Here is a 24,601-nt window from a genome sequence, read left to right as displayed (position 1 = left end):
GGCGACGATGTCTCCCTTCGACGAGACCCTGCTCGACGACGAGGGACGCCGCCGCGCCGTCGACCGCAGCGACGTGCTGCGCAGCCTGGCCGGAGCCGGGGCGCAGGTCCGTCGAGCGGTCGCCATCGCCGCGGAGACCGACCTCGGGCTCGTGGCCGGGGGAGAGCGGCCACGAGCGGTGCACGTCGCCGCGGTCGGTGGGGCCGAGGGCGTGGGGACGGTGCTCGACCTGCTCGCCGCCCGCACCGGGCCGGTGCTGCTGACCGCCGACGGGTCCGGGCCGCTGCCCGGCTGGGTCGGCACGCTGGACCTCGTCGTCGCCGTCTCCCTCTCCGGTCGCGCCGACGGTCCCGTGCGGCAGGCCCGTGAGGCTGCCCGGCGTGGGGCCCAGGTGCTGACGATCGGGGCGCCGGACAGCCCACTCGCCGAGGCGGCGCACGCGGCACGCGGCGTGCACCTGCCGATCGAGCCGGGTAGCGGGCACTCGCGGGCGGCCCTGTGGGGGATGGTCGCTCGCGCCGTCCTGGCCGTGGCCGCCTGCGGCGTCGTCGACGTGCCCGGCGACGTCCTCGGCGACGTGGCTGACCGGCTGGACGCGCAGGCCGAGGCCTGTCGGCCCGACGCCGAGTACTTCGTCAACCCCGCCAAGACCCTCGCGCTCGACCTCTCGAGCCGGGTGCCCGTCGTCCTCGGTGACGGCCCGGTCACCGGGGTCGCCGCGCGCCGTGCGAGCACGATGCTCGCCCGCACGGCACGCACCCCGTCGACCTGGGGGCGGCTGCCCGATGCGGCAGCCCAGGTCCTCGCCTGCCTCTCCGGCCCCTTCACCGGCGCCGCGAGCGCTCCTGACGGCGGCCGCGACGTCTTCGCCGACCCCTACATCGACGGTCCCGCCGGGCCGGAGCTCGGCCTGCTCCTGCTGCGCGACCCGCGACCGACCGCGGACGGGCGGCCGGAGGAGGTCGAGCGGCACAACACCGCCCAGTCCATCGCCGACCACGCGCAGTCGGCCGGGGTGCGGGTGCTCGAGCACTGGGCGGGCCCGGGTCACGACCTCGCCCGGCTCGCTGAGCTCGTGGCACTCACCGACTACGCCGCCACCTACCTGGCGATCGGCCACGGGCTCGACCCGGCGTCGGCGCCGGGCATCTCCGAGCTGCCCCTCCCACGGAAGGCCCCAGAGTGATCGACGTCGACATCGCTGTCATCGGCAGCGGATCGGGCAACAGCCTGCTCACCGATGAGCTGTCGGATCGCACCTTCGCGATGATCGAAGGGGGAGCCGTCTTCGGCGGAACCTGCCTCAACGTCGGGTGCATCCCGACGAAGATGTACGTCCACGTCGCCGAGATCGCCACCGCGGTGCGCGAAGGGGGCCGCCTGGGTGTCGACGCGACCCTCGAGCGGGTGCGTTTCACCGACGTGCGCGACCGCGTCTTCGGTCGGATCGACCCGATCTCCGCCGCCGGCGAGGCCTACCGGCGCGACGGCGAGGGGGTGCACCTGCTGCGTGGACGGGCCCGCTTCACCGGGCCGCGCGAGCTCGAGGTCGAGATGCGCGACGGCACGACCGAGCAGGTGCGGGCCGGACAGGTCGTCATCGCGACCGGGGCGCACGCGACGTGCCCACAGGAGCTCGGCAACGCAGCGGCGCGTGAGGACGTCCAGATCCACACCTCTGACACCGTCATGCGCCTGCCGGAGCTGCCGGCGCGGATGCTCGTCGTCGGAGGTGGCTACATCGCGATGGAGATGGCCCACGTCTTCTCCGCCTTCGGGACCGAGGTCGTCGTCTCCGCCCGTGGAGACCGCCTGCTGCGTCATCTCGACGGCGACATCTCCGAGGCCTTTACCGCGGCAGCCGCGGGTCAGTGGGACGTGCGGCTCAGGACGACGGTCACGGACCTGCGACGGGGTGACGACGGCATCACCGTCACACTCTCCGACGGCTCGAGCGTCGTCACCGACGTCGTGCTCGCCGCGACCGGCCGCCGCCCGAGCACGCAGCACATGGGCCTGGACCTCGCCGGTGTCGAGGTGCGCGACGACCACCGCATCGTCGTCGACGAGCACGGCCGCACCACCGCCGACGGGGTGTGGTCCCTCGGGGACGCCAGCTCCCCCTTCCAGCTCAAGCACGTCGCCAACCACGAGGCCCGCGTCGTCGCCCACAACCTCGCCCACCCCGAGGACCTGCAGTCCTTCACCCACACCGCCGTGCCGGCCGCGGTCTTCACCCACCCGCAGATCGCCTCCGTCGGGCTCACCGAGGAGGAGGCCCGCGCTCAGGGGCTCGACATCAGCGTCAAGGTGCAGCGGTACGGAGACACCGCCTACGGCTGGGCCATGGAGGACACGAGCAGCATCTGTAAGGTCATCGCCGACCGTCGCACCGGGCGGCTCGTCGGTGGGCACCTCCTGGGCCCCGAGGCCTCGACCCTCGTCCAGCCGCTCATCCAGATGATGGCCTTCGACCAACCGGTCGCCGACATGGTCCGCGGCCAGTACTGGATCCACCCGGCGCTCACCGAGGTCGTCGAAAATGCGCTGCTCGGGCTCGACTTCAACCCGCCCGAGGACCACGTGGAGTCGCCGCCGCTCGCCTGAGCGCACCGACCGCCGGGCTCCCATACGCTGTCCCCGTGCAGACGACTCACACGATGACCGGATCCCGGCGATGAGCGGCGGTCTCTTCGCCCTGCTCGACGACATCTCGGTGCTGGCCCGCGCCGCCGCGGCGTCCATCGACGACGTGGCCGCAGCCTCCGGGCGCGCCAGCGTCAAGGCCGCCGGCGTCGTCGTGGACGACACAGCGGTCACCCCGCGCTACGTCGAGGGGCTCGACCCCAAGCGCGAGCTGCCGATCATCAAGCGGATCACCATCGGGTCGCTGCGCAACAAGCTCGTCTTCATCGTGCCCGCGATCCTGTTGCTCAACGCCTTCATCCCGTGGTTGCTCTCGCCGCTGCTCATGCTCGGCGGCACCTACCTGTGCTTCGAGGGCGCCGAGAAGATCTGGGAGAAGGTCTCCGGCCACGGCCACCACGCTGAGGAGGAGGGGCAGATCGGTGACGAGGACTCGATCGTCAAGGGCGCGGTGACCACAGACTTCATCCTCTCCGCCGAGATCATGGTCATCTCGCTCAAGGCGGTCCTCGACGAGGGGCTCAACGACTCCTTCTGGTACCTGCTCGCCGTGATGATCGTCGTCGCCGTCGTCATCACGCTCGTCGTCTACGGGACCGTCGCGCTCATCGTCAAGATGGACGACATCGGTCTGGCCCTCGCCAAGCGCGAGTCCGGCCTCTCGCAGACGATCGGCCAGGGCCTCGTCTCCGGCATGCCGAAGCTGCTCAGCGTGCTGTCCGTCGTCGGTGTCGCCGCGATGCTCTGGGTCGGTGGCCACATCATCCTCGTGGGCCTGGAGGAGGAGACCGGCTGGCTCCCGCAGCCCTACGAGTTCGTCCACCACCTCGAGGAGCTCGTCCACGGGGCGACCGGCGCCCTCGGCGGCGTGCTCGGCTGGCTGACCAACACCGTCGCCTCGGCGATCCTCGGCCTGCTCGTCGGTGCCGTCGTCGTCGCGGTCATGCACGTGCTGCCCTTCGGCAAGGACGAAGGGGAGGGCGCAGCGGCCCACTGAGGCAGCCCCCTTCGCCGAAGTGGGGTCGGACGGTCCCGACGCCTACACTGGCGGTGCCGGCGTGGGTGATACCCCGCGACAGACCCAGAAGGGTCGCGCCGGGTCCGATCCCACACCTGTCACAGGAGTTTTCACGTGTCCTTCGACTACAAGGTCGCCGACCTGGGCCTCGCCGAGGCCGGCCGTCACCAGATCCGCCTCGCCGAGCACGAGATGCCCGGCCTGATGAGCCTGCGCGAGGAGTACGGCGAGAGCCAGCCGCTCAAGGGCGCGCGCATCGCCGGCTCGCTGCACATGACCGTCCAGACGGCCGTGCTCATCGAGACCCTCACCGCGCTCGGCGCGGAGGTCCGCTGGGCCAGCTGCAACATCTATTCGACGCAGGACGAGGCCGCCGCGGCGATCGTGGTCGGCAGCGGCACGCCCGACAACCCGCAGGGCGTCCCCGTCTTCGCGTGGAAGGGCGAGAGCCTCGAGGAGTACTGGAGACTGCACCGAGCAGATCCTCACCTGGGCCGATGGCGGTCCCAACATGATCCTCGACGACGGTGGCGACGCCACGATGCTCGTCCACAAGGGCAAGGAGTGGGAGGCGGCCGGCCAGGTGCCGCCCACGACCGAGGACGACTCCGAGGAGTTCACCGTCTTCAAGGCGCTCGTGCGCCGCACCCTCGCCACCGACCCGCACAAGTGGACGAAGGTCGCCGAGCAGATCAAGGGCGTCACCGAGGAGACCACGACCGGTGTCCACCGCCTCTACCAGCTCGCCGAGGCCGGCGAGCTGCTCTTCCCGGCGATCAACGTCAACGACGCGGTGACCAAGAGCAAGTTCGACAACAAGTACGGCACCCGCCACTCCGTCCTCGACGGCCTCAACCGCGCCACCGACGTGCTCGTCGGCGGCAAGGTCGCCGTCGTCGCGGGCTACGGCGACGTCGGCAAGGGCGTCGCCAGCGCGCTCGCCGGCCAGGGCGCCCGCGTCGTCGTCACCGAGGTCGACCCCATCTGCGCCCTGCAGGCCGCGATGGAGGGCTTCGAGGTCACGACGATGGACAAGGCCGCCACCTACGGCGACATCTTCGTCACGACGACCGGCTGCTACGACGTCATCACCGCCGAGCACATGTCGTCGATGAAGAACAAGGCGATCGTCTCCAACATCGGCCACTTCGACAACGAGATCGACATGGCCGGCCTCGCGCGGATCGAGGGCATCACCAAGACCGAGATCAAGCCGCAGGTCCACGAGTGGACCTTCGCCGACGGGCACTCGATCATCGTGCTGTCGGAGGGTCGCCTGATGAACCTCGGCAATGCCACCGGCCACCCGAGCTTCGTCATGAGCAACTCCTTCGCCAACCAGACGATCGCCCAGATCGAGCTCTTCGCCAAGGCGGACGAGTACGTCGACGAGGAGGGCCGGCCGAGCGTCACGACGCTGCCCAAGCACCTCGACGAAAAGGTCGCCCGCCTCCACCTCGACGCCCTCGGTGTCGAGCTGACCGAGCTGACCAAGGGCCAGGCCGAGTACCTCGGCGTCGACGTCGCCGGGCCGTACAAGCCGGAGCACTACCGCTACTGAGTCCAGGGACGAAGGGGCCCGGAGACGCACGTGTCTCCGGGCCCCTTCCTGCTACCTCAGCGCAGGGAGGCGAGGGCGGCGTCGCTGTCGGCCAGGGCGGCGCGGTCGTGGGTGGATGAGAAGGCGAGGACTTCGTCGGCGCCGGTGCGCTCGACGATCGCGGTGAGCTGGTCGGCGACGTCGGTCGCGGTGCCGTGGACCACCTGGTCGAGGTGCTGCTCGACCTGCTCCTGCTGGCGGGCGGTGAGGCGCATCGCCGGCTCGGGACGAAGGGGAGGGAAGGCGCCGGTCGTGCGTGACTCCACCATCGCCCAGGCCTCCGGCATCGCCAGCTCGCGGGCCTGCTCGCGGCTGTCGGCGACGAGGACGTCGACGCTGACGAGCACGCGCGGGACGTCGTCGGGGCGGTGCGGGCGGAAGCCCGCTCGGTAGTCGTCGAGGGGGACGAGGTCGCCTCGCAGGAGGGGGCCACCGACGACCACGGGCAGCCCGAGCCGCGCCGGCGACCGGCCAGCCCGGAGCCGGTCGCCAGCACCAGGAGCGGGGGAGCGGGCACTCCCTTCGGCATGGCAGTGACGGCCGCGGTGCCCGCGAGCAGAGCGGTGAGCTCCTCGAGGTCTCTCGCAAAGTGCTCCGGTCCGTAGTCGTGGACGCCGAGGGCATCGCGCACCGGTGCCGTGAAGCCGAGCGACCTGCCCACGCCCAGGTCGATGCGGTCGGAGTGGAGGGCAGCGAGCATCTTCGCCTGCTCGGCCACGACGATCGGCCGGTGGTTGGGGAGCATGACCCCTCCGGAACCGACCCGGATCCGCGCGGTCCGAGCAGCGATCGCCGCCATGAGCAGCGGCGGGCTCCCGCTGGCGATACCGGGGACGGCGTGGTGCTCGGCCACCCAGATGCGGCCGAAGCCGAGCTCCTCCGCCCGGCGCGCCCGCTCCACGGTGTCGCGCAGCGCACGTGCGGCTGGCTCCCCGGCGCGGGTGCGCGAGCGGTCGAGCAGGCTGATCGGGATGGGCAGGGTGGTCACCACCCGAGCCTAGGCCGCGCCGGTGTCGTCAGGGTCGTCGGGCGAAGGGAGGAGCTTCAGCCCGATGACCGCGCCGACGATGCCGACGAGGAGGAGGGGTGGGGCGTGGGCGGGTGAATCCGTGGGAGGCGGCCAGCGCGGCCGCCCAGACGGCCTCGAGCATCCCCGAGACGATGAGAACGAACCAGGACATGGGACTCCTCACGAGTCCGTCGTGTCGTGGTACGGGTACGGCTCCCTCGTCCGCGGGCCCGGTCGTGGGCCTCGCCGCCAGCCTACGCCGTGGCGCGCCGGCGGGCACGTCCGCCTGTGTGATGATGGGCGGGCAGCTGCCGCACCCGTGGGAAAGGGAACACCGTGAAGGGACGTGTCCTCGTCGTCGACGACGACCAGGCGCTGGCCGAGATGCTCGGGATCGTCCTGCGCAAGGAGGGCCTCGACGTCGCACACGTCGCCGACGGCGCCCGCGCGATCGACGCCTTCCACGAGGCCCGCCCCGACCTCGTCCTGCTCGACGTCATGCTCCCGGGCATGGACGGCATCGAGATCTGCCGCCGACTGCGGCAGGAGTCCGGTGTCCCCATCGTCATGCTGACCGCCCGCACCGACACCGTCGACGTCGTCGTCGGGCTGGAGTCGGGCGCCGACGACTACATCGTCAAGCCCTTCAAGCCCCAGGAGCTCATCGCCCGGCTGCGCGCCCGCCTGCGCCGTGGGGACGAGCCCGAGCCCGAGCGGTTGACCATCGGTGACCTGACGATCGACGTCGCCGGCCACTCGGTCAAGCGGGGCGAGCAGTCGTTGAGCCTCACGCCGCTCGAGTTCGACCTCCTCGTGGCGCTGGCCCGCAAGCCCTGGCAGGTCTTCAGCCGCGAGGTGCTGCTCGAGCAGGTGTGGGGCTACCGGCACGCGGGTGACACCCGTCTGGTCAACGTGCACGTGCAGCGCCTGCGCAGCAAGATCGAGCACGACCCGGAGAACCCGCAGATCGTCGTCACCGTCCGCGGGGTCGGGTACAAGGCCGGGCCGTCCTGACGATGTCCTCGGCCCCTGCCACGGAGACCGAGGACCCGGCATCCACGCACTCCGCGTCGGCCCCGGAGTCCACGGACTCCGGTGACGGCTTCCTCGTCCGGCAGGCCAAGGCGGTCGTCGGCCTGTGGCGGCGGTCGCTGCGCTTCCGTGTCGTCACGAGCACCCTGATCCTCGGTCTCGTCGTCGTCTCGATCATCAGCCTGACGATGTACCGCTCGATCGCCGACGGCCTCGTCGACAACCGGATCAACCTGGCGCAGGCCGAGTCCCGCAAGCTCACCGACGACGCGCAGGCCGGTTTCAACGGGTACACGGGGACACCGGAGTTGCCGGTCTTCGCCAGCAACCTCGTCAACCGCACGCTCAAGGCGCCGGCGGGCGACGAGAGCCGGTACGTCATCTTCACCCGAAGCATCGACAACTCATCGGACGTGCGGATCCCCTCGGAGGAGTCCGACCACGTCAACCTCGAGTCCATCCCGAGCTCGCTCCGGCAGGCGGTCTCGGCCGACCCGAGCCGCCAGCAGACGACGGTCATCGAGCTGGACCGGCCGACGACCGACGCGGTGGGCACATCCTTCCCGGGCAGGTCCGACTCCGAGACCGTCCCCGCCGTCGTCGTCGGCTCGCAGATCGAGGTGCCGAGCGCGGAGAGCTACGACATCTACTTCATCTACCCGATGGACCAGGAGGAGGCGACCCTCGGGACGATCTCGCGCTCCTTCATCCTCGGCGCCCTCTTCCTCATCGCCCTGGTCTCGGCGATCGCCTACATCGTGACGAGCATGATCGTCACCCCGGTGCGCCGAGCGGCGGCCGCGGCAGAACGCCTCTCATCGGGCCACCTCAACGAGCGGATGTCCGCGCGCGGGCACGACGACCTGGCCCTGCTCGGCCAGTCCTTCAACGAGATGGCCGACAACCTCCAGACACAGATCCGCCAGCTGGAGGGGCTCTCCCGCGTGCAGCAGAGATTTGTCTCCGACGTCTCGCACGAGCTGCGCACCCCGCTGACGACGATCCGCATGGCTGCCGACCTCCTCCACTCCTCGCGCGACGAGATGGACGCGGTGACCGGCCGGTCCGCCGAGCTGCTGCACGACGAGCTCGACCGCTTCGAGGAGCTGCTCGCCGACCTGCTCGAGATCAGTCGGTACGACGCCGGTGCCGCGGTCCTCGAGCAGGACCCGGTCGACCTCTTCGCGATCATCGACCGGGTCGTGGACTCGACGGCCTCCATCGCCGACGCCAGGGGCAGCGACGTCACGGTCCACCGTGAGGCCGGTCAGACGGCGGTGGCCGAGGTTGACGCCCGGCGCATCGAGCGCGTCCTGCGCAACCTCGTGGTCAACGCGATCGAGCACGGCGAGGGGCGCCCGGTCGACATCTGGGTGGGTGGCGACGACGAGGCGGCCGCCGTGCTCGTCGAGGACCACGGCGTGGGGCTCAAGGCGGGGGAGGCCTCGCTCGTCTTCAACCGCTTCTGGCGTGCCGACCCGGCGCGCACCCGGACCACGGGCGGGTCCGGGCTGGGTCTGGCCATCGCCCTCGAGGACGCTCGCCTGCACCACGGGTGGCTCCAGGCCTGGGGCGAGCCGGGGTCCGGCTCGCGCTTCCGGCTCACCGTGCCCCGGACGGCCGGCGGACCGCTCACCACCTCGCCGCTGCCGCTCACTCCCCGCGAGGGGGGACCTGCCCGGAGGCACGGCGTGACCGCGTCGCGGGGGGTCTCCCGGCGCGCCGTGCTCGGTGTCGCCGCCGCGGGCGCGCTCTCCGGCTGCGGACTCGGTGCGGACACCACGGTGCGTCCGGGGCTCAAGGTCGACGGCGAGCCTCCGGTGCCGCTCAACCGCATCCCCAACAAGCCGGACGAGGGAGCGAGTCCCGAGCAGATCATCGTCGGCTTCCTCCACGCCGGGGCGACGAGCGGCGAGCGGCTCGACATCACCCGCTCGTACCTCACCGACACCCTCGCCCGCGCGTGGATCCCCGACAGCCAGACGGTGATCTACGACGGCAACGAGCCGAAGGTCCGCCCCGTCAAGGGGGCCGCGGACACCTACCGGGTCAAGGTTCACGTGCGGGCGACGATCGACACCGAGGGCCGCTACACCGTCGCACCGCCCAACCTCTGGGAGATCTTCGACTTCAAGATGACGCAGGTCGGTGGCGAGTGGCGCATCGACCAGCTCGAGGAGGGCTTCGGTCGGGTCCTGCAGGAGCAGGAGGTCGGCTTCATCTTCCGGGACTACCCGGTCCACTACCCGGCGATCGGGTGGAACACCCTCGTCGTCGACCAGCGGTGGTTCCCCCCAGGACCAGCTCGCGACCCGCCTCGTCCGAGCCCAGCTGGGACGGGTGCCGGACTACCTCGAGGACGCCGTCTCGACCGACAACGGCGCCCGGCTCGTCGTCGACGCCGTGCCCGTCCGTGACGGGGTCGCCCGCGTCGACCTGGACAGCGAGTCCGTGGCCGACGACGCGACGACCCGCAAGCAGCTCGCCGCGCAGCTCGTCGCGACGCTCATGTCGCTGCCCGCGGTCACCGAGGTCGTCATCACCCTCTCGGGCAACGAGCTCGACCTCGGCATCAGCGACCCGCTGACGACACCCGAGCAGCTGGGCTTCGTCGACCGCACCCGCTCGAGCACCCCGGTCGTGCTGGCCCGCCGTGGGACCAAGCTCGTCACCGTGGGCGACCGGCTCGCCTCGGTGTCGACGCAGCACCTCAAGGCGGCGTCATCTCCCTTCGCCCCGATCCCGAAGACGTCGGTGCGGCTGGGGTTGCGTCTGGACGGCAAGGAGGTGGCGGCTGTCTCCGGTGACGGGCAGGACCTCGTGCGCTATCGCGACGACGGGAGCCAGATCTCCGTGGCGACCTTCGCCGCGGACATGAGCGATCCCTGCTACGACTACGGCGGGGTCCTGTGGATCGGCGGCTCCGGTCTGGGGCGCGAGAGCGGGCACCGGCTCTGGGCGATCAATGCGACGGTCGACGCCGACGACGAGGACGCCGCTGCGCCGCAGCACGTCCCGACCCCGTGGCTGGGCCAGCGGCTCGTCCAGGCTGCGGTCGTCTCGCCCGAAGGGAGCCGCGTCGCCGTGATCTCGGAGGTGCGGCGGGGCTCGGGCAGCACCCTCGAGATCGCAGGCGTCGTCCGGCGGGCCAACGGGCTGCCCATCAAGACCTCGCCCCAGACCTTCCGCATCGGGGCCGAGCTCGTCGAGATGATCGAGGCGGTGTGGGTCGGCCCGACGACTCTCGCCGTCATCGGTCGTCGCGACAAGCAGGCGGTGCTGCAGCCCTACCTCGTGCACGTCGGTGGTCAGGTCGAGGCGATGACCGAGCGCCCCGGCGCCGTCGGCATCACGACGACGGGCGACGACAAGGACGTGGTGCTCATCAGCGACAAGCAGCGCGTCTTCCAGCGCTCGGGCGGTCGGTGGCAGGAGCTCAAGCCGCTCACCGGGGCCGTCGTCGCCGGCAAGTGACCCACAGGGTCCCCACCCGGGCGCTGCCAACACACAGCTCGCCGGCTCGGCCAGGGCCCGCCCCCCGAGGCAGGGCAGTCTCGGAGCATGGCACTCGCGTCCCGCCTCGGGCCTCTGCACGCGGCTCTCGACCTCGTCCTGACCCGGACGTGCGCAGCCTGTGACCTGCCGGGCGAGGTGATCTGTGCCGCGTGCCGGCAGGATCTGGCGGCGCTCGCCCTCGGCGAGCTCGGCCGCGTCGCCCCGCAGCCGGTGCCCGCGGGCTGGCCCGGGTGCACGGGCACCGTCAGCTACGCCGGGGTCGCTGCCCGCCTGGTCCGGGCCTTCAAGGACGGGGACCGACGTGACCTGGCCCGCCCGCTGGGACGGCTGCTCGCCGACGCCGTCCGTCGTGAGGTGACCTCCGTTCCCTTCGCCCCTGACCGGCGCACGGTGCGGGTCGTGCCCATCCCGTCGTCGCCCGCAGCCGTCCGGCAGCGAGGGGACCGCCCGACCATGCTCCTCGCGCGAGAGGTCACGCGCGCACTGGGTCCGGCCGTACGTCTGACCCCGGTCCTCGGCATGGCGCGGGGGACCGCTGACCAGGCGGGGCTGGACCGGTCCGGGCGACAGGCGAACCTGCGCGCAGCGATGTCCGTCGGGCGCCCACAGGTGGTCCGTGGCCATGACTGCGTGCTCGTCGACGACGTGCTCACCTCGGGCGCCACCCTGGCCGAAGGGAGACGCGCCCTGCTCGAGGCCGGTGCCGCGCACGTCGGCATGGCGGTGTGCGCGGTGACCCCCCGCAGATTCCCAGCGCGTGACCTACCTTTACCCGGCCCCACGGACTAACGTGTCGTCATGGGTCCCTCGTTCGACCGGCACAGCCGGCACGGCGCAGGGGCCTCTCGCGTTCCCGGGCGGCAGCCCGCGACGAGACCGTCCCCAGTGGAGGTGGTGCCCTGAGCCCGACGCCCTCGCCAGGCGTAACCCCACCGCAGTACCGACGTCCCCAGGAGGACTCCGTGGAAATTGCCATCACCGGACGCCATGTCAACGTCTCCGACCGGCTGCGCGACTACCTCGACACCAAGCTGTCGAAGGTCACGCAGCTCGATCCCCGCGTCCAGCGCATCGAGGTCATGGTGAGTCACGAGGCCAACCCACGTCAGGCCAAGGCGAGCGAGCGCGTCGAGATCACGTGCCGCTCCAAGGGGCCGGTGATCCGTGCCGAGGCCTGCCACGACGACCGGCAGGCCGCCGTCGACCTTGCCGTCGACAAGCTCCTCGAGCGCCTGCGCCGCGCCCACGACAAGCGCAACGTGCTGCGCGGTCGTCGGCGCCGGTCGGTCAGCGAGGCGACCGCCACGCTCACCGAGCCGCTTGCGACCGACCTGCCCACCGAGGAGACGGCCGAGGAGCCCGACCAGTTCGGCACCATCGGCGACAGCCCGATCGAGGTGCGCGAAAAGGTCCACGAGAGCGCGCCGATGACCCTCGCCGAGGCCGTGCGCCGCATGGAGCTCGTCGGGCACGACTTCTTCCTCTTCCACGACTCCGACAACGACCGTCCGAGCGTCGTCTACCGCCGCCGCGGCTGGTCCTACGGCGTCATCCACCTCGACGTCCAGGACGGTGCCAACGGCACCTCCGTCGACGGCGCAGCCATCAACGGCACCCGCGTCGAGGAGCCCGTCTCCGTCCGCTGACCCGGCGCAGCTCCCGCCCGGCTCCACGCGACCGTGCCCTGACCTGATCCGGGCACGGTGACGGCGCGGACGAAGGTCGGGGCGGCCCGACTCATGGAAAAGTCCGGACTGCCCCTCGACGTGACGTCGAGGACCAGCGGTCCGGACTTTTCCTTAGGGCCGTCCGAGCCTTCGTCCGCGCCACCCAACCACGCCGGTCGTGCCGGCCGCGTATCGCGCGGGCTGTCGGTGGGGTGGGGCAGTCTGGGCTCGTGCGCACACTGACGGAGGCCGCGGCGCGGCGGATCGCCATCGCGGCCCAAGGGCTCGCGCGGCCGCGGCCGGAGCGGGAGCCGACGACGCGCGACCTGCAGCGAGTCGTCGACACCGTCGGCCTCGTCCAGATCGACAGCGTCAACGTGCTGACCCGCAGCCACTACCTGCCCTTCTTCTCGCGCGTCGGGCCCTACGACACCGCCCTGCTCGACCGGATGCGTGACCGGGCGCCGCGACGGCTCGTCGAGTACTGGGCGCACGAGGCGAGTCTCCTGCCGCCCGGCACGTGGCCGCTCATGGAGTACCCGCGGATGCGTCGGGCGCGGGAGGAGTCATGGGGCGGTATGCAGGCCGTCGCACGCGACCAGCCGGACGTCGTCGCTGCGGTCCTGGCCGAGGTCCGGGCCGGCCGTCCGCGCACGGCCCGCGAGATCGAGGCGGCGCTGGGGCACGAGCGCACGGGGGACGAGGAGCACTGGGGCTGGAACTGGTCGCAGGTCAAGCACGCTCTCGAGCACCTCTTCTGGGCGGGGGAGATCAGCTCTGCCGGGCGGACCCCGCAGTTCGAGCGCCGCTATGCGGCTCTCGAGCGCGTCGTGCCAGCGGCACACGCCGCGACCTGGCTCGACCCCGAGACCCGTCCGTCACACGAGCAGGCCCATGTCGAGCTCGTGCGCATCTCCGCGCGCGCCACGGGCGTGGCGACCGAGGCGGACCTCGCAGACTACTTCCGGCTCAAGCGCGTGCACGTGCGGCCGGCGATCGGGCGGCTCGTCGAGACCGGCGAGCTCGAGCCGGTCGAGGTCCGTGGGTGGGACCAGCCGGCGTGGCTGCACGTCGGGGCCCGCAGTCCTCGGTCCGTGCACGCCCGGGCGCTGCTGTCCCCCTTCGACAGCCTCGTGTGGTGCCGGCCGCGGGTGGAGCGGATCTTCGACTTCCACTACCGGATCGAGATCTACACGCCGGCGGAGCAGCGGGTCCACGGCTACTACGTGCTGCCCTTCCTGCTCGGCGACGAGCTCGTCGGCCGGGTCGACCTCAAGGCGGACCGTACCGCCGGGGCGCTGCTCGCCCGCCAGATCACCTGGGAGCCGGGCCGCGGGGGAGCGCAGGACCGTGGCGAGCTGGACGACGAGCTCGGGCAGATGGCAACCTGGCTGGGCCTCGGCGAGGTCGTCGGCGCCTGAGCGCAGGTCAGGCCAGCCGCTCCCAGTGCAGTGCGGGGCCGACCGAGCCGTCAGGGGCCTCGGCAGCCTCCTCGCGGCCCCACCGCGTGAACCCGGCGCCGGCGAGCATCCTGTTGCTCGCCTCGTTGTCCGCGACCGTGCGCGCTCGGTCGGACGGAGTCGCCGAGCTCCGCCGTCCCGCCCTCGACGAGCTCACCGCCCCGGGTGAAGACGAGGACCTCGCCGAGCGGGTCGTCGGACGCGACATCGGCGATGGCCCGGTCGTCGTCGCGCAGGGGGCGCAGACGCAGCCCGCCGACCTCGACGAGCGGCGGCACGACCCACGTGTGCCGCGGGGTCATCGGCTCCCCATGCAGGAGCGAGGCGCGCCAGGCGTCGGCGGTGCCGTCGCGCACCGGCACCCGCTGGGGGAGGCTGCCGTGGTGGGTGAACCCGCAGGCGTGGGCGACGCGCCAGGAGGCGAGGTTGCGCCGTGCGGCGTACCAGTCGAGGCTCGGCGCGCCGTGCGTGAAGGCCCAGCCCCGCGGCTGGGACCACTCGTCGACGTGGCTCTGCAGGAAGGTCTCCGCGGTGGCGAGGTCGTAGGGCTGGGACGATGTCGGGGAAGGGGCCGTGCGGAACCTCGCTGTCAGCGTGCTCGTTCACCCGGGTCACAGTGCCCGGTCGGTCACCGGCCCGGCAAACGATTAGCCTGTGGGATGACCCTGCCGGTCGCGGCGACCTGTCGTGCCCGGATGGACCATGTCAGGAGTGAAGTTCGTGAAGATCGTCGAGCGCATGCTGCGCGCCGGAGAGGGCCGCGCCGTCAAGCGGCTCGAAGGCATCGCCGCCCAGGTCAACGCCATCGAGGAGGACTTCGAAAAGCTGACCGATGCCGAGCTGCGTGCCGAGACCGACGTCTTCCGCAAGCGCCTCAAGGACGGCGAGACCCTCGACGACATCCTCCCCGAGGCCTTCGCCGCGGTCCGCGAGGCGAGCCGCCGGACCATCGGCAAGCGGCACTTCGACGTGCAGATCATGGGTGGTGCGGCCCTGCACCAGGGCAACGTCGCCGAGATGAAGACCGGTGAGGGCAAGACCCTCGTCGCGACGCTCCCGTCGTACCTCAACGCCATCGAGGGCAAGGGTGTGCACGTCGTCACGGTCAACGACTACCTCGCCGAGTACCAGGCCGACCTCATGGGCCGCGTCCACCGGGCCCTCGGTCTCGAGACCGGTGTCATCCTCGCGTCGATGAACCCCGAGCAGCGCCGGGCCGAGTACGCCAAGGACATCACCTACGGCACCAACAACGAGTTCGGCTTCGACTACCTGCGCGACAACATGGCGTGGAACACCGACGAGCTCGTCCAGCGCGGTCACAACTTCGCCATCGTCGACGAGGTCGACTCCATCCTCATCGACGAAGCCCGCACTCCGCTCATCATCTCGGGCCCCGCCGACCAGCCGACGAAGTGGTACTCCGAGTTCGCGAAGATGGTCCGCAAGCTCGAGCGCGGCCACGGTGCCGACCTCATGCGTGGCATCGAGGCCGAGGGCGACTACGAGGTCGACGAGAAGAAGCGCACCGTCGGCATCCTCGAGCCGGGCATCGAGAAGATCGAGGACATGCTCGGCATCGACAACCTCTACGAGAGCGTCAACACCCCGCTCATCGGGTACCTCAACAACGCGATCAAGGCCAAGGAGCTCTTCACCCGCGACAAGGACTACGTCGTGATGAACGGCGAGGTCCTCATCGTCGACGAGCACACCGGACGCATGCTCGCCGGGCGTCGCTACAACGAGGGCATGCACCAGGCCATCGAGGCCAAGGAGGGGGTGGAGATCAAGAACGAGAACCAGACGCTCGCGACGATCACCCTCCAGAACTACTTCCGCATGTACGACACCCTCTCGGGCATGACGGGTACCGCGCAGACCGAGGCCGGCGAGCTCAACTCGATCTACCAGCTCGGCGTCGTGCCGATCCGGACCAACAAGCCGATGATCCGCAAGGACCAGCCGGACCTCGTCTACCGGACCGAGCAGGCGAAGTTCAACGCCGTCGTCGACGACATCGCCGAGCGCCACGCCCAGGGCCAGCCGGTACTCGTCGGCACGACGAGCGTGGAGAAGAGCGAGTACCTGTCGCAGGAGCTGAAGAAGCGCAAGATCAAGCACGCGGTGCTCAACGCCAAGCACCACGAGCGCGAGGCTGCCATCGTCGCCGACGCCGGGCGCAAGGGCGCCGTCACCGTCGCCACCAACATGGCGGGTCGAGGCACCGACATCATGCTCGGTGGCAACCCGGAGTTCCGTGCCGTCGCCGAGCTCAAGGCGCGAGGGCTGGACCCGGAGGAGACACCGGAGGAGTACGAGGCCGCCTGGGACGAGGCACTCGCCGAGGCCGAGAAGGCCGTCGAGGCGGAGCACGAGGAGGTCACCGAGCTCGGTGGTCTGTACGTGCTGGGTACCGAGCGCCACGAGTCGCGACGGATCGACAACCAGCTGCGCGGCCGCTCCGGCCGTCAGGGCGACCCGGGTGAGTCCCGCTTCTACCTGTCCCTCGAGGACAGCCTGATGCGCCTCTTCAACGCCGGCTTCGTCGACCGCGTCATGCAGACGGCGAAGATCGACGACGAGACGCCCATCGCCGGCAAGATGCTCACCCGCTCCATCGAGGGGGCCCAGAGCCAGCTCGAGGGGCAGAACTACGAGACCCGCAAGAACGTGCTCAAGTACGACGACGTCCTCAACCGGCAGCGCACGGTCGTCTACGACGAGCGTCGTCGGGTCCTTGAGGGGGAAGACCTCGAGGAGCAGGTCCGGCACTTCATGACGGACGTCGTCGGTGGGTACGTCGACAGCGAGACCGCGAGCGGTTTTTCGGAGGACTGGGACCTCGAGCGGCTCTTCACGGCCCTCAAGGCGATCTACCCCACCACCCTCGGCCCCGAGCAGGTCATCGAGGCGGCGGGCGGTCTGGCCCGGCTCAACGCCGAGAGCCTGCGCGAGGAGATCATCACCGACGTCCACGAGGCCTACGACCGTCGCGAGGCCGAGCTCGGCGAGCCCGTGGCCCGCGAGTTCGAGCGCCGCGTCGTCCTGTCGGTGCTCGACCGCAAGTGGCGCGAGCACCTGTACGAGATGGACTACCTCAAGGAGGGCATCGGCTTGCGGGCGATGGCCCAGCGCGACCCGCTCGTCGAGTACCAGCGCGAGGGCTTCCAGCTCTTCGAGGCGATGAACGAGGCGATCAAGGAGGAGTCGGTCGGCTACCTCTTCAACTCCGAGGTCCAGGTGCCGACGGTGCCCGAGTCCTCGACCCAGCCCAAGAGCGTGGACGCCCTGCTCGGCGGCGAGGGGCAGGAGCGGCCGCAGGTGACCGCCAAGGGCCTGGAGGACGGGTCCCGCCAGCGTCGGCTGCACTACTCCGCGCCGTCCGAGGACGGCGGTGTCGAGGAGCGCGACGAAGGGGGCTCCGCCCGTGGTCAGGGGTCCCGCTCCGAGCGTCGGGCCGCCGCCAAGCAGGCGAAGAGGGCCAAGAAGGGCCGCTGACCCGGCCGGTCACCCGACCTGGAGAGCCTCGACGACCCACCTGCCGTCGCGGCCGGCCAGGCGGAGCGCGAGGGCTCGAACGCGCGCCCCGTCGACGAGCACGACCGATGCCTCGACGACGTCGGTGGCGGGCTCGCACAGGTGGACCGAGACCACTCGCGTGCGGTGTGCCGAGCTGCGCTGGTCACGTCGGCGTGCGGCGCGGGAGCCGCGGCGAGCCACGACGGCGTACACCTCCGGGCTGGTCCATCGCATGACCTGACTCGGCGGGCGCACGCCGTGCATGACCTCGACGACGCCTTGGGCGATGTGCGCGGCCCACTGGCGGGCGTCGGGCAGGTCGCAGGTCCGGGTCGGCTGCGGGCCGAAGATCTGCTCGTCGCTGGCCGCGGCGAAGTCGACGGCGAGGGCGTCCTGCACGTAGGGGGTCGGCTGGGCGAGTTGCTCGTCGCGGCCCTGGTCGTGGGTCGGGAGCGGGATCCCGACGGGCGTGTGACGCGGGGCCGGCAGCACCCGCAGTGTGGTGGTGGTCATGGCGTCCCCTTCGTCGTCGGGCTGGTACCCGGCTCGTGTCGGTCGGTGGGCGGGACGAGTCGCGTCCCGGGCAGCAGCAGGTGGGGGTCTGGCCCGACGCGTCGCGCGTTGGCGGCGTGCCACCGGGGCCAGGCGTCGGCGATCTCGGCGTCGGTCGCTCCGGGGCCGAGTTGGGCGCGCACGATGGACCACAGGCTGTCGCCCCGCCGGACCACGACCTCGGCGCTCGCTGCCGTGCGGTCGCGTCCGACGAGCAGGTCCGGGGCGATGCGCTGACGGGCCGGCGGCCGTCGTGGCGTCCAGCCGGGCCCGTGCGGCGCCGTGGTGGCAGTCGCCGTGGGTGACGGGGCCGTGGTCGCGGTCGCCGTGGGTGAGGGGGCGGCGGGCGAAGGGAGCGAGCTCCATCCGGGCTCGGGCGCGCCGGACGAGCCGCTCGTCGGACTGCTCGTCGCACCGCCGGTCGATCCCGGCGTGGGCGTGCCGGTCGAGGCGGCCGACCATCCGGGTCCGCGGAGGCTGGCCGCGACGGCGGTCCCGGGGGAGCACGGAGGCGGTGAGCGATGCGCCGAGGGCGACGGCGGCCCAGCGGCGCACGACGGCGGGCGTCACCCGCTCGTGGGCCCGACGGGGCGGCGGGCACCGACGGCGCCGGGGAGGTGGGCGACGAGGGCGAGCGCGAGCGCGAGGGTCGCCCACGTGGCGATGAGCACGACGGCGAGGGCGGCCAGCCCGGCGACGGCGGCGTCGGGAGGTCCGCCCGGGGCCGCGGCCTCACGGAGCAGGCGGTGGGCGCCCGCCGCGGTGGCCGACGCCAGGGCGAGCCCGCCGAGCAGACCGGTGGTCGTCAGGACCACGGCCGGGATGCGCTTCATCGCGTCGATGTCATTCATCGTCGATCCATGTCGTTTGATGTCGTTTGCTGGTGTTTGACAGCAAAGCATGCAATTCGCGTGGTGGCAACCGGTGGCGGTCATCTCGTCGGCGGGCGGCCTAGATTGGGTCCATGCGCTGGGACCGGCTCTTCGACGACCTCGAGGCACAGCTCGCTGCCCAGACCCGCCTCGAGCTCGACGCCGAGGTGGCCGAGCGGACCCGCACGGAGCGGTCGAAGATCACGCTGGGGGAGCAGCTCGCCGGTGCCGTCGGGTCCCGGGTCGTCGTGCGGGTGCGCGGTGGTGTGACGGCTCGTGGGGTCCTCGAGGACTGCGGTGACGGGTGGCTGCTCGTCGTCGAGGAGACGGGCCGTCAGCTCGTCGTGCCGACCCCGGCGGTGCTCGGGGTCTCGGGCCTGGGCCGGCCGCGGGACGACACCCGGGCCCGCCGCTTCGGGTTGGGGTCAGCGCTGCGGGGGATCAGCCGCGACCGTCGGGCCGTGGCGGTCACGGACGTCGACGGCGGCCTCGTGCACGGGACGATCGACAGGGTGGGGGCCGATGCCTTCGGCATCGCCGAGCACCCGCTCGATGCGCCGCGGCGCCCGCACAACGTCACCGGCGAGCGGGTCGTCCCCTTCGCCGCCGTCGCGCTCGTCGCCTCGGCGTGAGCGGCGCTCAGCCCTCGGTGCCCCCGCGCTGGACGAACTCGCGCGTCTGCGCGTACATCCGCTCGATGTAGGCGTCGAGCTCGGCCACCTCGACGCGCCACTGACCACGGCCGCCCACCTTGATCGCGGGCAGCTCACCGCTGCGGACGAGCGCATAGGTCTGCGCAGCCGAGACGCCGAGGACCTCGGCGACCTCGGTGAGCGGGACGAATCTGCGGGCCATGGGACCAGTCTGCCACCGGGCCGTCTCCTCACCGACCGGCGGGACGGAGCCTGTGGACGGTCGACGGGCGAAGGGGGCTACCTCCGTGCATGATCGTCTGCGAGAGCGCCGTCGACACGTCAGGAGCGCCGTGACCACTCTGCCCACCCCGTCCGCCCGGCGGCTGACCAAGCCGTCGTGGAAGGACGCGCGCCTGATCATCGGCGTCCTGCTCGTCCTGCTGTCCGTCGTCATCGGGGCCCTGGCCTTCCGGGCGGCGGACGATCGCATCGGCGTCTGGGCCGCCAGCACGACGCTCACTCCGGGGGAGCCGATCGAGGAGGGGGACCTCCAGCGGGTCGACGTCCAGCTGGGTGACGCCTCGTCCGGCTACATCCCCACGAGCCAGCAGATCCCGGTGGGCGCGGTCGTCGACCGTGCTCTCGGCCCCGGCGAGCTGCTGCCGCGCGCGGCGGTCGTCAACGCCGCCGACCTCGACGTGCAGCGCGTGCCGGTGCGGGTCGACCCCGTCTCGCTCAGCAACCTGACGAAGGGCTCGACGGTGACCGTGCTCGCGCCGGCCGCACCGGAGCGTGATGAGGACGGCCGTCGCACCGACGAGGACACCCCCTACGAGGTCGTCGCCGAGGGAGTGCCCGTGCACTCCCTCCCGAAGAGCTCGGGTGGGGTCATCAGCTCTGGGTCGACCGCGGCGGCCATCCTCGTCATCCCCAAGGACCAGGTGCCGCAGATCCTCTCCCTCGACGACTCGAAGCGCCCGATCAAGCTCGTCGTCGAGGCGGGCAGCCCGGAGAAGCAGGACTGATGGCCGCTGTCGTGCTCACCGCGCTCGACCACGGCTGGGAGGGGCGCATGGTCGAGGTCGTCGACCGGCTGCCGGGCATCACCGTCGGGCGCCGCTGCGTCGACCTCGCCGACCTGCTCGCAGCGGCAGCGGCCGGGCTGGGCGACGTGGCACTGGTCTCCGCCGACCTGCGTGGCCTCGACCGGGATGCGCTCACCCACCTCGCGGCGCACGGGGTGCTCGTCGTCGGCGCGAGTGCCGACGGGGACGAGGCGCAGGAGCGTCGGCTGCGCCAGCTCGGCATCGGTCGCCACGTGCACGTCGGCACGCCGGCGACCGACCTGCTCGACGTGCTCACGGCTGCGTCGACGGGGGCGGTCCCCTTCGGCACGGAGGTGCTCTGGGGCGACGAGGACCCGCCGACCGCACCGATCGAGCCCGTCACCGAGGCCACGCCGCCACCGCCGGTCGCACCGACGCGCGGTCGGGTCGTCGCCGTCTGGGGTCCCACCGGGGCGCCGGGGCGCACGACCCTGGCCGCCAACCTCGCGAGCGAGATCGCGATGGCGGGAGGAGCCGCAGTCCTGCTCGACCTCGACACCTACGGTGCCGCGACGGCGCAGCTGCTGAGCGTCCTGGACGAGGCGCCGGGGCTGGCCGCGGCAGCGCGGGCCTCAGAGCTCGGCACGCTCGACCTGCACGCCCTGGCGCGGCTGGCCCTCGAGGTCGCACCCCGCTTCCGCGTCCTCACCGGCCTGCCCACCCCCAGCCGCTGGACCGAGGTGCGACCCGCCGCCGTGCAGCAGATCATCGAGCTGGCGCGCTCGCTCGCCCCCTTCGTCGTGCTCGACCTCGGCTTCGCCATCGAGGACGACGAGGAGCTCAGCTACGACACGCTGGCCCCCCCGTCGCAACGCGGCGACGCTGACCGGTCTGGCCGAGGCGGATGACCTCCTCCTCGTCGGGGCGGCGGACCCCATCGGCCTGCAGCGCATGGTGCGCGCCGCGCAGACCGTGGGGCAGGTCCCCTCGCCGACGCCCCGGCCGGTGGTCAACCGGCTGCGCGCGTCGTCGGTCGGGCCCGACCCGGAACGCCGGGTCGCCGAGTCGCTCGCCCGGTTCGCCGGCCTCGAGTCCATCACCTTCCTGCCCGACGATCCTGCCGCGACCGACAAGGCGGTCCTGGCCGGGCAGACCCTGGCGGAGTGTGCACCGGACAGCCCGCTGCGGTCGGCGATCGCCAACCTGGCCAGCCGGATCGCCGGCGCACCCGTGCCGCAGGAGCGACGTGCAGGCGGTCGGCGTCTGCTGCGACGTCGCTCATCGTGACGGTCGTCATCACAGCGCCGGCAGGGGTGCTCCCTTCGCCGGGTCGTGCCACGATGACCTCGTGGTGAACAGACTCGGCAACCTGGACGCGGCCTTCCTCTACGTCGAGGAGCCGACCCTGCCCATGCACGTCGGCTCGGTCATGGTCTTCGACCCGCCGGCAGAGGGCTTCGACTACGACCGCTTCGTCTCGGTGGTGGGCGACCGCGTCGCGCGCCACGGGCGCTACCGGCAGCGCATCCGCGAGGTGCCCGGGCGGCTGGACAACCCGGTGTGGGTCGACGACGCGCAGTTCGACCTTGCCTACCACGTGCGCCGGTCGGCGCTGCCCACGCCCGGGGCGCGGTCGGACCTCGAGGACTTCGTCGCCCGCATCATGGCTCGTCCGCTCGACCGGGACCGCCCCCTGTGGGAGGCGTACTTCGTCGAGGGCCTGGAGGGTGGGCGCTTCGCCGTCGTCACCAAGGCACACCAGGCCATGGTCGACGGCATCCACGCCGTCGATCTGGCCCACCTGCTCATGGACCCCGCCGCGGTGCCCGCCGACGACAGCACGGTCGCCCCGCGGCCGGAGCCCTCCAGCCTCCGGCTGCTCACCGACGCCATGCTCGGCTCCTTGCTCAACCCGGCGCGCGTCGTCACCACCGTCGGCGCCGGGCTGCGGGACATCTCGGCGACCGGCCGGCGCGCCTCCGAGACGGCCGTTCGGGTCGTCTCGACCCTGGCGAAGGTCGGTACCCGGCCAGCACCCGACTCTCCCCTCAACGCCCACGTCGGCGCCGCCCGCCGCTACGTCATGGTCGACACCGACCTCGACGACTACCGCCAGATCCGGTCGCGGCTGACCCGCGGCAAGTACGTCGACGACGTGACGATCAACGACGTCATCCTCGCGACGGTCACCGGGGCGCTGCGCACGTGGATGCAGACCCGTGGCCTCCCGGTGACGAGCGCGTCGACGCTGCGGGTCATGGTGCCGGTGAGCATCGTCGACGGCTCCGGTGACCCGCTGACGGACGCCGCGATGACCGCCTGCTTCATCGACCTGCCGATCGGGGAAAACACCCCGTCGATGCGACTGCACCAGATCGCCTTCGCCATGCGTCAGCAGATCGAGTCGGCATCGGCAGAGGGCATGGGCGCGACCTCCCTCGCGTCGATCGCCGGCTTCGCCCCACCGACCCTCCACACCCTGGGCGCCCGGCTCAGCAGCGTGATGTCACGACGCCTGTCCAACCTCGTCATCACCAACGTGCCCGGCCCCCAGCAGCAGCTGCAGGTCGAGGGCAGCCAGCTCGTCGAGACCTACCCCGTCATGCCGCTCGGGCGCGGTCAGGGCCTGTCGATCGGCCTGACCTCCTACGACGGGCGGGTCTACTACGGGCTCACCGGCGACCGCGACTCCATGGCCGACCTCGACCTGCTCGCGCAGGCCATCGAGGACTCCCTCGCCGAGCTGCGCTCGGCCCGGCGCACCCGGAGGGCCTGACGTGCGGGTCTACCTGCCGCTGCTCGAGTCCGACCTGACACAGGTCGCCGCGGACGGGATGCTGCCGGAGCGCACCGGCTACGCCGTCACCGACGAGGTGCGCGCGCTCGACCCCGCCGCGGACGAGGAGGACCTCGAGTTCGAGGCCATGTGCCAGGCGCTCGACGCAGCCCGTGCGCTCGGCGCCGGACGACGCGTCATCGCCTCGGCGGACGTCGACCAGGCGAGGGGGAGTGGCACGGACGCCGCGCTCGCCGGGCTGCTGCACGTGCCGGTCACCGACGTCGTCTCCTTCCATGTCGAGGAGAGCGCCGGCGAGGTCGGGTCCGGCTACGACGACCTGCTCTGGTACGACGTCACGGAGCTGTCCGCGCTCGTCTGACGCGTGGACGCCCCCTGGTCGGCAGGGGCCGGGGCGTCAGGACAGGCGCGTGGTCAGCTCGGCGATCTCGTCGTCGATCGACTGCTCGATCGCCGGCTTGCTGGCCGCCTCGATCTTGCGGCCGAGGAGCGGGATCGAGCAGGTGAGGTCAGCGGCCACGGACAGCCGGGAGGCGCCGGCCTCCGGGGCGAGGGTGATCGTGCCGACGAGGCTGACCGGCACGCCTGCCACGGAGATCTCGAGGTCCGCCGTGCGCGACCCGTCATCGGCAGCGGGGCGCCAGTGCTGCTGCTCGGACACCGTGAGGGTGTCGCCGACCATGGAGACGACCGGCCCGGGCATGCCCGCGGTCGGCAGCCTGCGCTCGCAGTGCACGTTGGCCCCGCCGCCCGGAGCATCGGCGACGGTGGCCGTCGCGTCGGGGACCTGCGCGCGCACCTTGGCGAGCTGGTAGTCCTCGGTGCGGATGACGGCAAAGGCCTCGTCGACTCCGGCGGGCAGGGTCGCGCTGCGGGTGATCTTCATGGGCACACGCTAGCGCGCGGAGCGGGTGGTCACGTGCGCAGCGCAGCGGCCGCCAGGGCCAGCTCGTGCGCCGCGCGCCGGCAGTCCGCGGCGAGCCGAGCCCGGTCGCTGCCCAACCCCGAGACGAGCTGGTGCACCCGACCCTGCAGCTCCTCCCTCCGATCGGCGCCCGCGGCCTCGCCGCCGGCATCGGCGACGCCCGTGATGCCCCAGGCACGGTGCACAGTGCCGTCGCGGACCTGCAGGCCCGCGGCCGCGGCCTCCTCCTCGAGGGCGCGCAGGCCGGCCGTCGTCGCGGCCAGCTCGGCCGCCGACTGCTGGAGCGAGCGCGCGCACTCGTCGA

Annotated in this window: 24 protein-coding genes, 2 pseudogenes and 1 riboswitch; of the genes and pseudogenes, 17 read left to right on the top strand and 9 right to left on the bottom strand. The window is 72.0% G+C overall.

Annotated elements, in window-relative coordinates; all coding sequences use genetic code 11:
• The first annotated feature begins 7 nt into the window (after nt 1–7).
• From B277_RS12770 to ahcY, 4 genes and pseudogenes are all read left to right on the top strand, one after another.
• Nucleotides 8–1,186 carry an SIS domain-containing protein gene (locus tag B277_RS12770; RefSeq protein WP_007928878.1) on the top strand — a complete coding sequence of 393 codons (1,179 nt, stop codon included), beginning with the start codon at nt 8–10 and terminating at the stop codon, nt 1,184–1,186.
• Nucleotides 1,183–2,607 (top strand): mycothione reductase, encoded by a 1,425-nt coding sequence (locus tag B277_RS12765; protein WP_007928877.1) that lies wholly within the window; start codon nt 1,183–1,185, stop codon nt 2,605–2,607. Before B277_RS12770 ends, B277_RS12765 begins: the two co-directional genes overlap by 4 nt.
• 70 nt (nt 2,608–2,677) lie before the next feature.
• Nucleotides 2,678–3,643 (top strand): DUF808 domain-containing protein, encoded by a 966-nt coding sequence (locus tag B277_RS12760; protein WP_007928876.1) that lies wholly within the window; start codon nt 2,678–2,680, stop codon nt 3,641–3,643.
• 135 nt (nt 3,644–3,778) lie between these two features.
• Nucleotides 3,779–5,225, top strand: a pseudogene (ahcY, locus tag B277_RS12755) (adenosylhomocysteinase).
• Nucleotides 5,226–5,281: 56 nt separating this feature from the next.
• Here ahcY and B277_RS19195 read toward each other — a convergent pair.
• Nucleotides 5,282–5,707: an LLM class oxidoreductase gene (locus B277_RS19195; protein WP_238539404.1), complete on the bottom strand. Its 426-nt coding sequence runs from the start codon at nt 5,705–5,707 to the stop codon at nt 5,282–5,284.
• Between the two features lie 98 nt (nt 5,708–5,805).
• Nucleotides 5,806–6,252: pseudogene (locus B277_RS19190) on the bottom strand (MsnO8 family LLM class oxidoreductase); the annotation flags it as partial.
• Nucleotides 6,253–6,454: 202 nt separating this feature from the next.
• Nucleotides 6,455–6,520, bottom strand: a riboswitch (guanidine-III (ykkC-III) riboswitch).
• 89 nt (nt 6,521–6,609) lie between these two features.
• Between B277_RS19190 and mtrA the strand changes: the two are divergent.
• The 6 genes from mtrA (at nt 6,610) to B277_RS12720 (ending at nt 13,909) form a co-directional block, all read left to right on the top strand.
• Complete coding sequence (mtrA, locus tag B277_RS12745) at nt 6,610–7,287, top strand: MtrAB system response regulator MtrA (protein ID WP_007928874.1); 678 nt, start codon at nt 6,610–6,612, stop codon at nt 7,285–7,287.
• Nucleotides 7,288–7,289: 2 nt separating this feature from the next.
• On the top strand, nt 7,290–9,722 hold the full coding sequence (mtrB, locus tag B277_RS12740) for an MtrAB system histidine kinase MtrB (RefSeq protein ID WP_007928873.1): 2,433 nt from the start codon (nt 7,290–7,292) through the stop codon (nt 9,720–9,722).
• Nucleotides 9,646–10,779: a GerMN domain-containing protein gene (locus B277_RS12735; protein WP_007928872.1), complete on the top strand. Its 1,134-nt coding sequence runs from the start codon at nt 9,646–9,648 to the stop codon at nt 10,777–10,779. The genes mtrB and B277_RS12735 overlap by 77 nt, the downstream gene beginning before the upstream one ends.
• An 87-nt stretch (nt 10,780–10,866) precedes the next feature.
• Entirely contained in the window at nt 10,867–11,610 is a 744-nt protein-coding gene (locus tag B277_RS12730) for a ComF family protein (RefSeq protein WP_007928870.1), read from the top strand.
• Between the two features lie 173 nt (nt 11,611–11,783).
• Nucleotides 11,784–12,467 carry a ribosome hibernation-promoting factor, HPF/YfiA family gene (hpf, locus tag B277_RS12725; RefSeq protein WP_007928869.1) on the top strand — a complete coding sequence of 228 codons (684 nt, stop codon included), beginning with the start codon at nt 11,784–11,786 and terminating at the stop codon, nt 12,465–12,467.
• Nucleotides 12,468–12,718: 251 nt separating this feature from the next.
• On the top strand, nt 12,719–13,909 hold the full coding sequence (locus B277_RS12720; protein ID WP_007928867.1) for a winged helix-turn-helix domain-containing protein: 1,191 nt from the start codon (nt 12,719–12,721) through the stop codon (nt 13,907–13,909).
• A 50-nt stretch (nt 13,910–13,959) separates the two neighbouring features.
• Here the strand turns inward: B277_RS12720 and B277_RS12715 are convergent, their stop codons facing one another.
• Nucleotides 13,960–14,304, bottom strand: coding sequence for a hypothetical protein (locus B277_RS12715; RefSeq protein WP_128276788.1), 345 nt, complete (start codon nt 14,302–14,304; stop codon nt 13,960–13,962).
• 382 nt (nt 14,305–14,686) lie between these two features.
• Here B277_RS12715 and secA point away from each other — a divergent pair, with 382 nt between their 5' ends.
• On the top strand, nt 14,687–17,449 hold the full coding sequence (gene secA / locus B277_RS12705; RefSeq protein WP_238148030.1) for a preprotein translocase subunit SecA: 2,763 nt from the start codon (nt 14,687–14,689) through the stop codon (nt 17,447–17,449).
• 9 nt (nt 17,450–17,458) lie between these two features.
• On the opposite strand, the gene B277_RS12700 is transcribed toward secA, so the two are convergent.
• The 3 genes from B277_RS12700 to B277_RS12690 form a co-directional block, all read right to left on the bottom strand.
• Nucleotides 17,459–17,983, bottom strand: coding sequence for an Rv3235 family protein (locus tag B277_RS12700; protein ID WP_007928858.1), 525 nt, complete (start codon nt 17,981–17,983; stop codon nt 17,459–17,461).
• Nucleotides 17,980–18,165 (bottom strand): hypothetical protein, encoded by a 186-nt coding sequence (locus tag B277_RS16180; protein ID WP_156811791.1) that lies wholly within the window; start codon nt 18,163–18,165, stop codon nt 17,980–17,982. The genes B277_RS12700 and B277_RS16180 overlap by 4 nt, the downstream gene beginning before the upstream one ends.
• A gap of 423 nt (nt 18,166–18,588) precedes the next feature.
• The gene (locus tag B277_RS12690; RefSeq protein WP_007928852.1) at nt 18,589–18,873 is read right to left on the bottom strand and encodes a hypothetical protein; all 285 of its coding nucleotides are present in this window, start codon (nt 18,871–18,873) and stop codon (nt 18,589–18,591) included.
• Between the two features lie 113 nt (nt 18,874–18,986).
• On the opposite strand from B277_RS12690, the gene B277_RS12685 reads away from it, so the two are divergent.
• The gene (locus B277_RS12685; protein WP_007928851.1) at nt 18,987–19,526 is read left to right on the top strand and encodes a hypothetical protein; all 540 of its coding nucleotides are present in this window, start codon (nt 18,987–18,989) and stop codon (nt 19,524–19,526) included.
• A gap of 7 nt (nt 19,527–19,533) precedes the next feature.
• On the opposite strand, the gene B277_RS12680 is transcribed toward B277_RS12685, so the two are convergent.
• Nucleotides 19,534–19,749 carry a helix-turn-helix domain-containing protein gene (locus B277_RS12680; RefSeq protein WP_007928848.1) on the bottom strand — a complete coding sequence of 72 codons (216 nt, stop codon included), beginning with the start codon at nt 19,747–19,749 and terminating at the stop codon, nt 19,534–19,536.
• Nucleotides 19,750–19,879: 130 nt separating this feature from the next.
• Between B277_RS12680 and B277_RS16175 the strand changes: the two genes are divergently transcribed.
• The 5 genes from B277_RS16175 to B277_RS12660 all read left to right on the top strand — a co-directional run bounded on the left by B277_RS16175 (nt 19,880) and on the right by B277_RS12660 (nt 23,733).
• On the top strand, nt 19,880–20,554 hold the full coding sequence (locus B277_RS16175; protein WP_007928846.1) for an SAF domain-containing protein: 675 nt from the start codon (nt 19,880–19,882) through the stop codon (nt 20,552–20,554).
• Nucleotides 20,554–21,483 carry a CpaE/TadZ family protein gene (locus B277_RS12670; protein WP_051988050.1) on the top strand — a complete coding sequence of 310 codons (930 nt, stop codon included), beginning with the start codon at nt 20,554–20,556 and terminating at the stop codon, nt 21,481–21,483. The genes B277_RS16175 and B277_RS12670 overlap by 1 nt, the downstream gene beginning before the upstream one ends.
• A 43-nt stretch (nt 21,484–21,526) precedes the next feature.
• Nucleotides 21,527–21,862, top strand: a complete 336-nt coding sequence (locus B277_RS18440; protein WP_051988048.1) for a MinD/ParA family ATP-binding protein — start codon at nt 21,527–21,529, stop codon at nt 21,860–21,862.
• Nucleotides 21,863–21,923: 61 nt separating this feature from the next.
• The gene (locus tag B277_RS12665) at nt 21,924–23,351 is read left to right on the top strand and encodes a WS/DGAT/MGAT family O-acyltransferase (protein WP_040881532.1); all 1,428 of its coding nucleotides are present in this window, start codon (nt 21,924–21,926) and stop codon (nt 23,349–23,351) included.
• A 1-nt stretch (nt 23,352) separates the two neighbouring features.
• Nucleotides 23,353–23,733 carry a DUF6912 family protein gene (locus B277_RS12660; protein ID WP_007928827.1) on the top strand — a complete coding sequence of 127 codons (381 nt, stop codon included), beginning with the start codon at nt 23,353–23,355 and terminating at the stop codon, nt 23,731–23,733.
• A 36-nt stretch (nt 23,734–23,769) separates the two neighbouring features.
• On the opposite strand, the gene B277_RS16165 is transcribed toward B277_RS12660, so the two are convergent.
• The gene (locus tag B277_RS16165) at nt 23,770–24,258 is read right to left on the bottom strand and encodes a DUF2505 domain-containing protein (RefSeq protein ID WP_007928825.1); all 489 of its coding nucleotides are present in this window, start codon (nt 24,256–24,258) and stop codon (nt 23,770–23,772) included.
• Between the two features lie 29 nt (nt 24,259–24,287).
• On the bottom strand, nt 24,288–24,601 hold a 314-nt coding region (locus B277_RS18025; protein WP_007928823.1), incomplete at its 5' end, for a hypothetical protein.

This window comes from Janibacter hoylei PVAS-1 (assembly GCF_000297495.1).
In the GTDB taxonomy this organism is placed as follows: domain Bacteria; phylum Actinomycetota; class Actinomycetes; order Actinomycetales; family Dermatophilaceae; genus Janibacter; species Janibacter hoylei.
The sequence above is the reverse complement of the archived record's forward strand: the minus strand, read 5'-3'. Positions and strand labels throughout refer to the sequence as shown.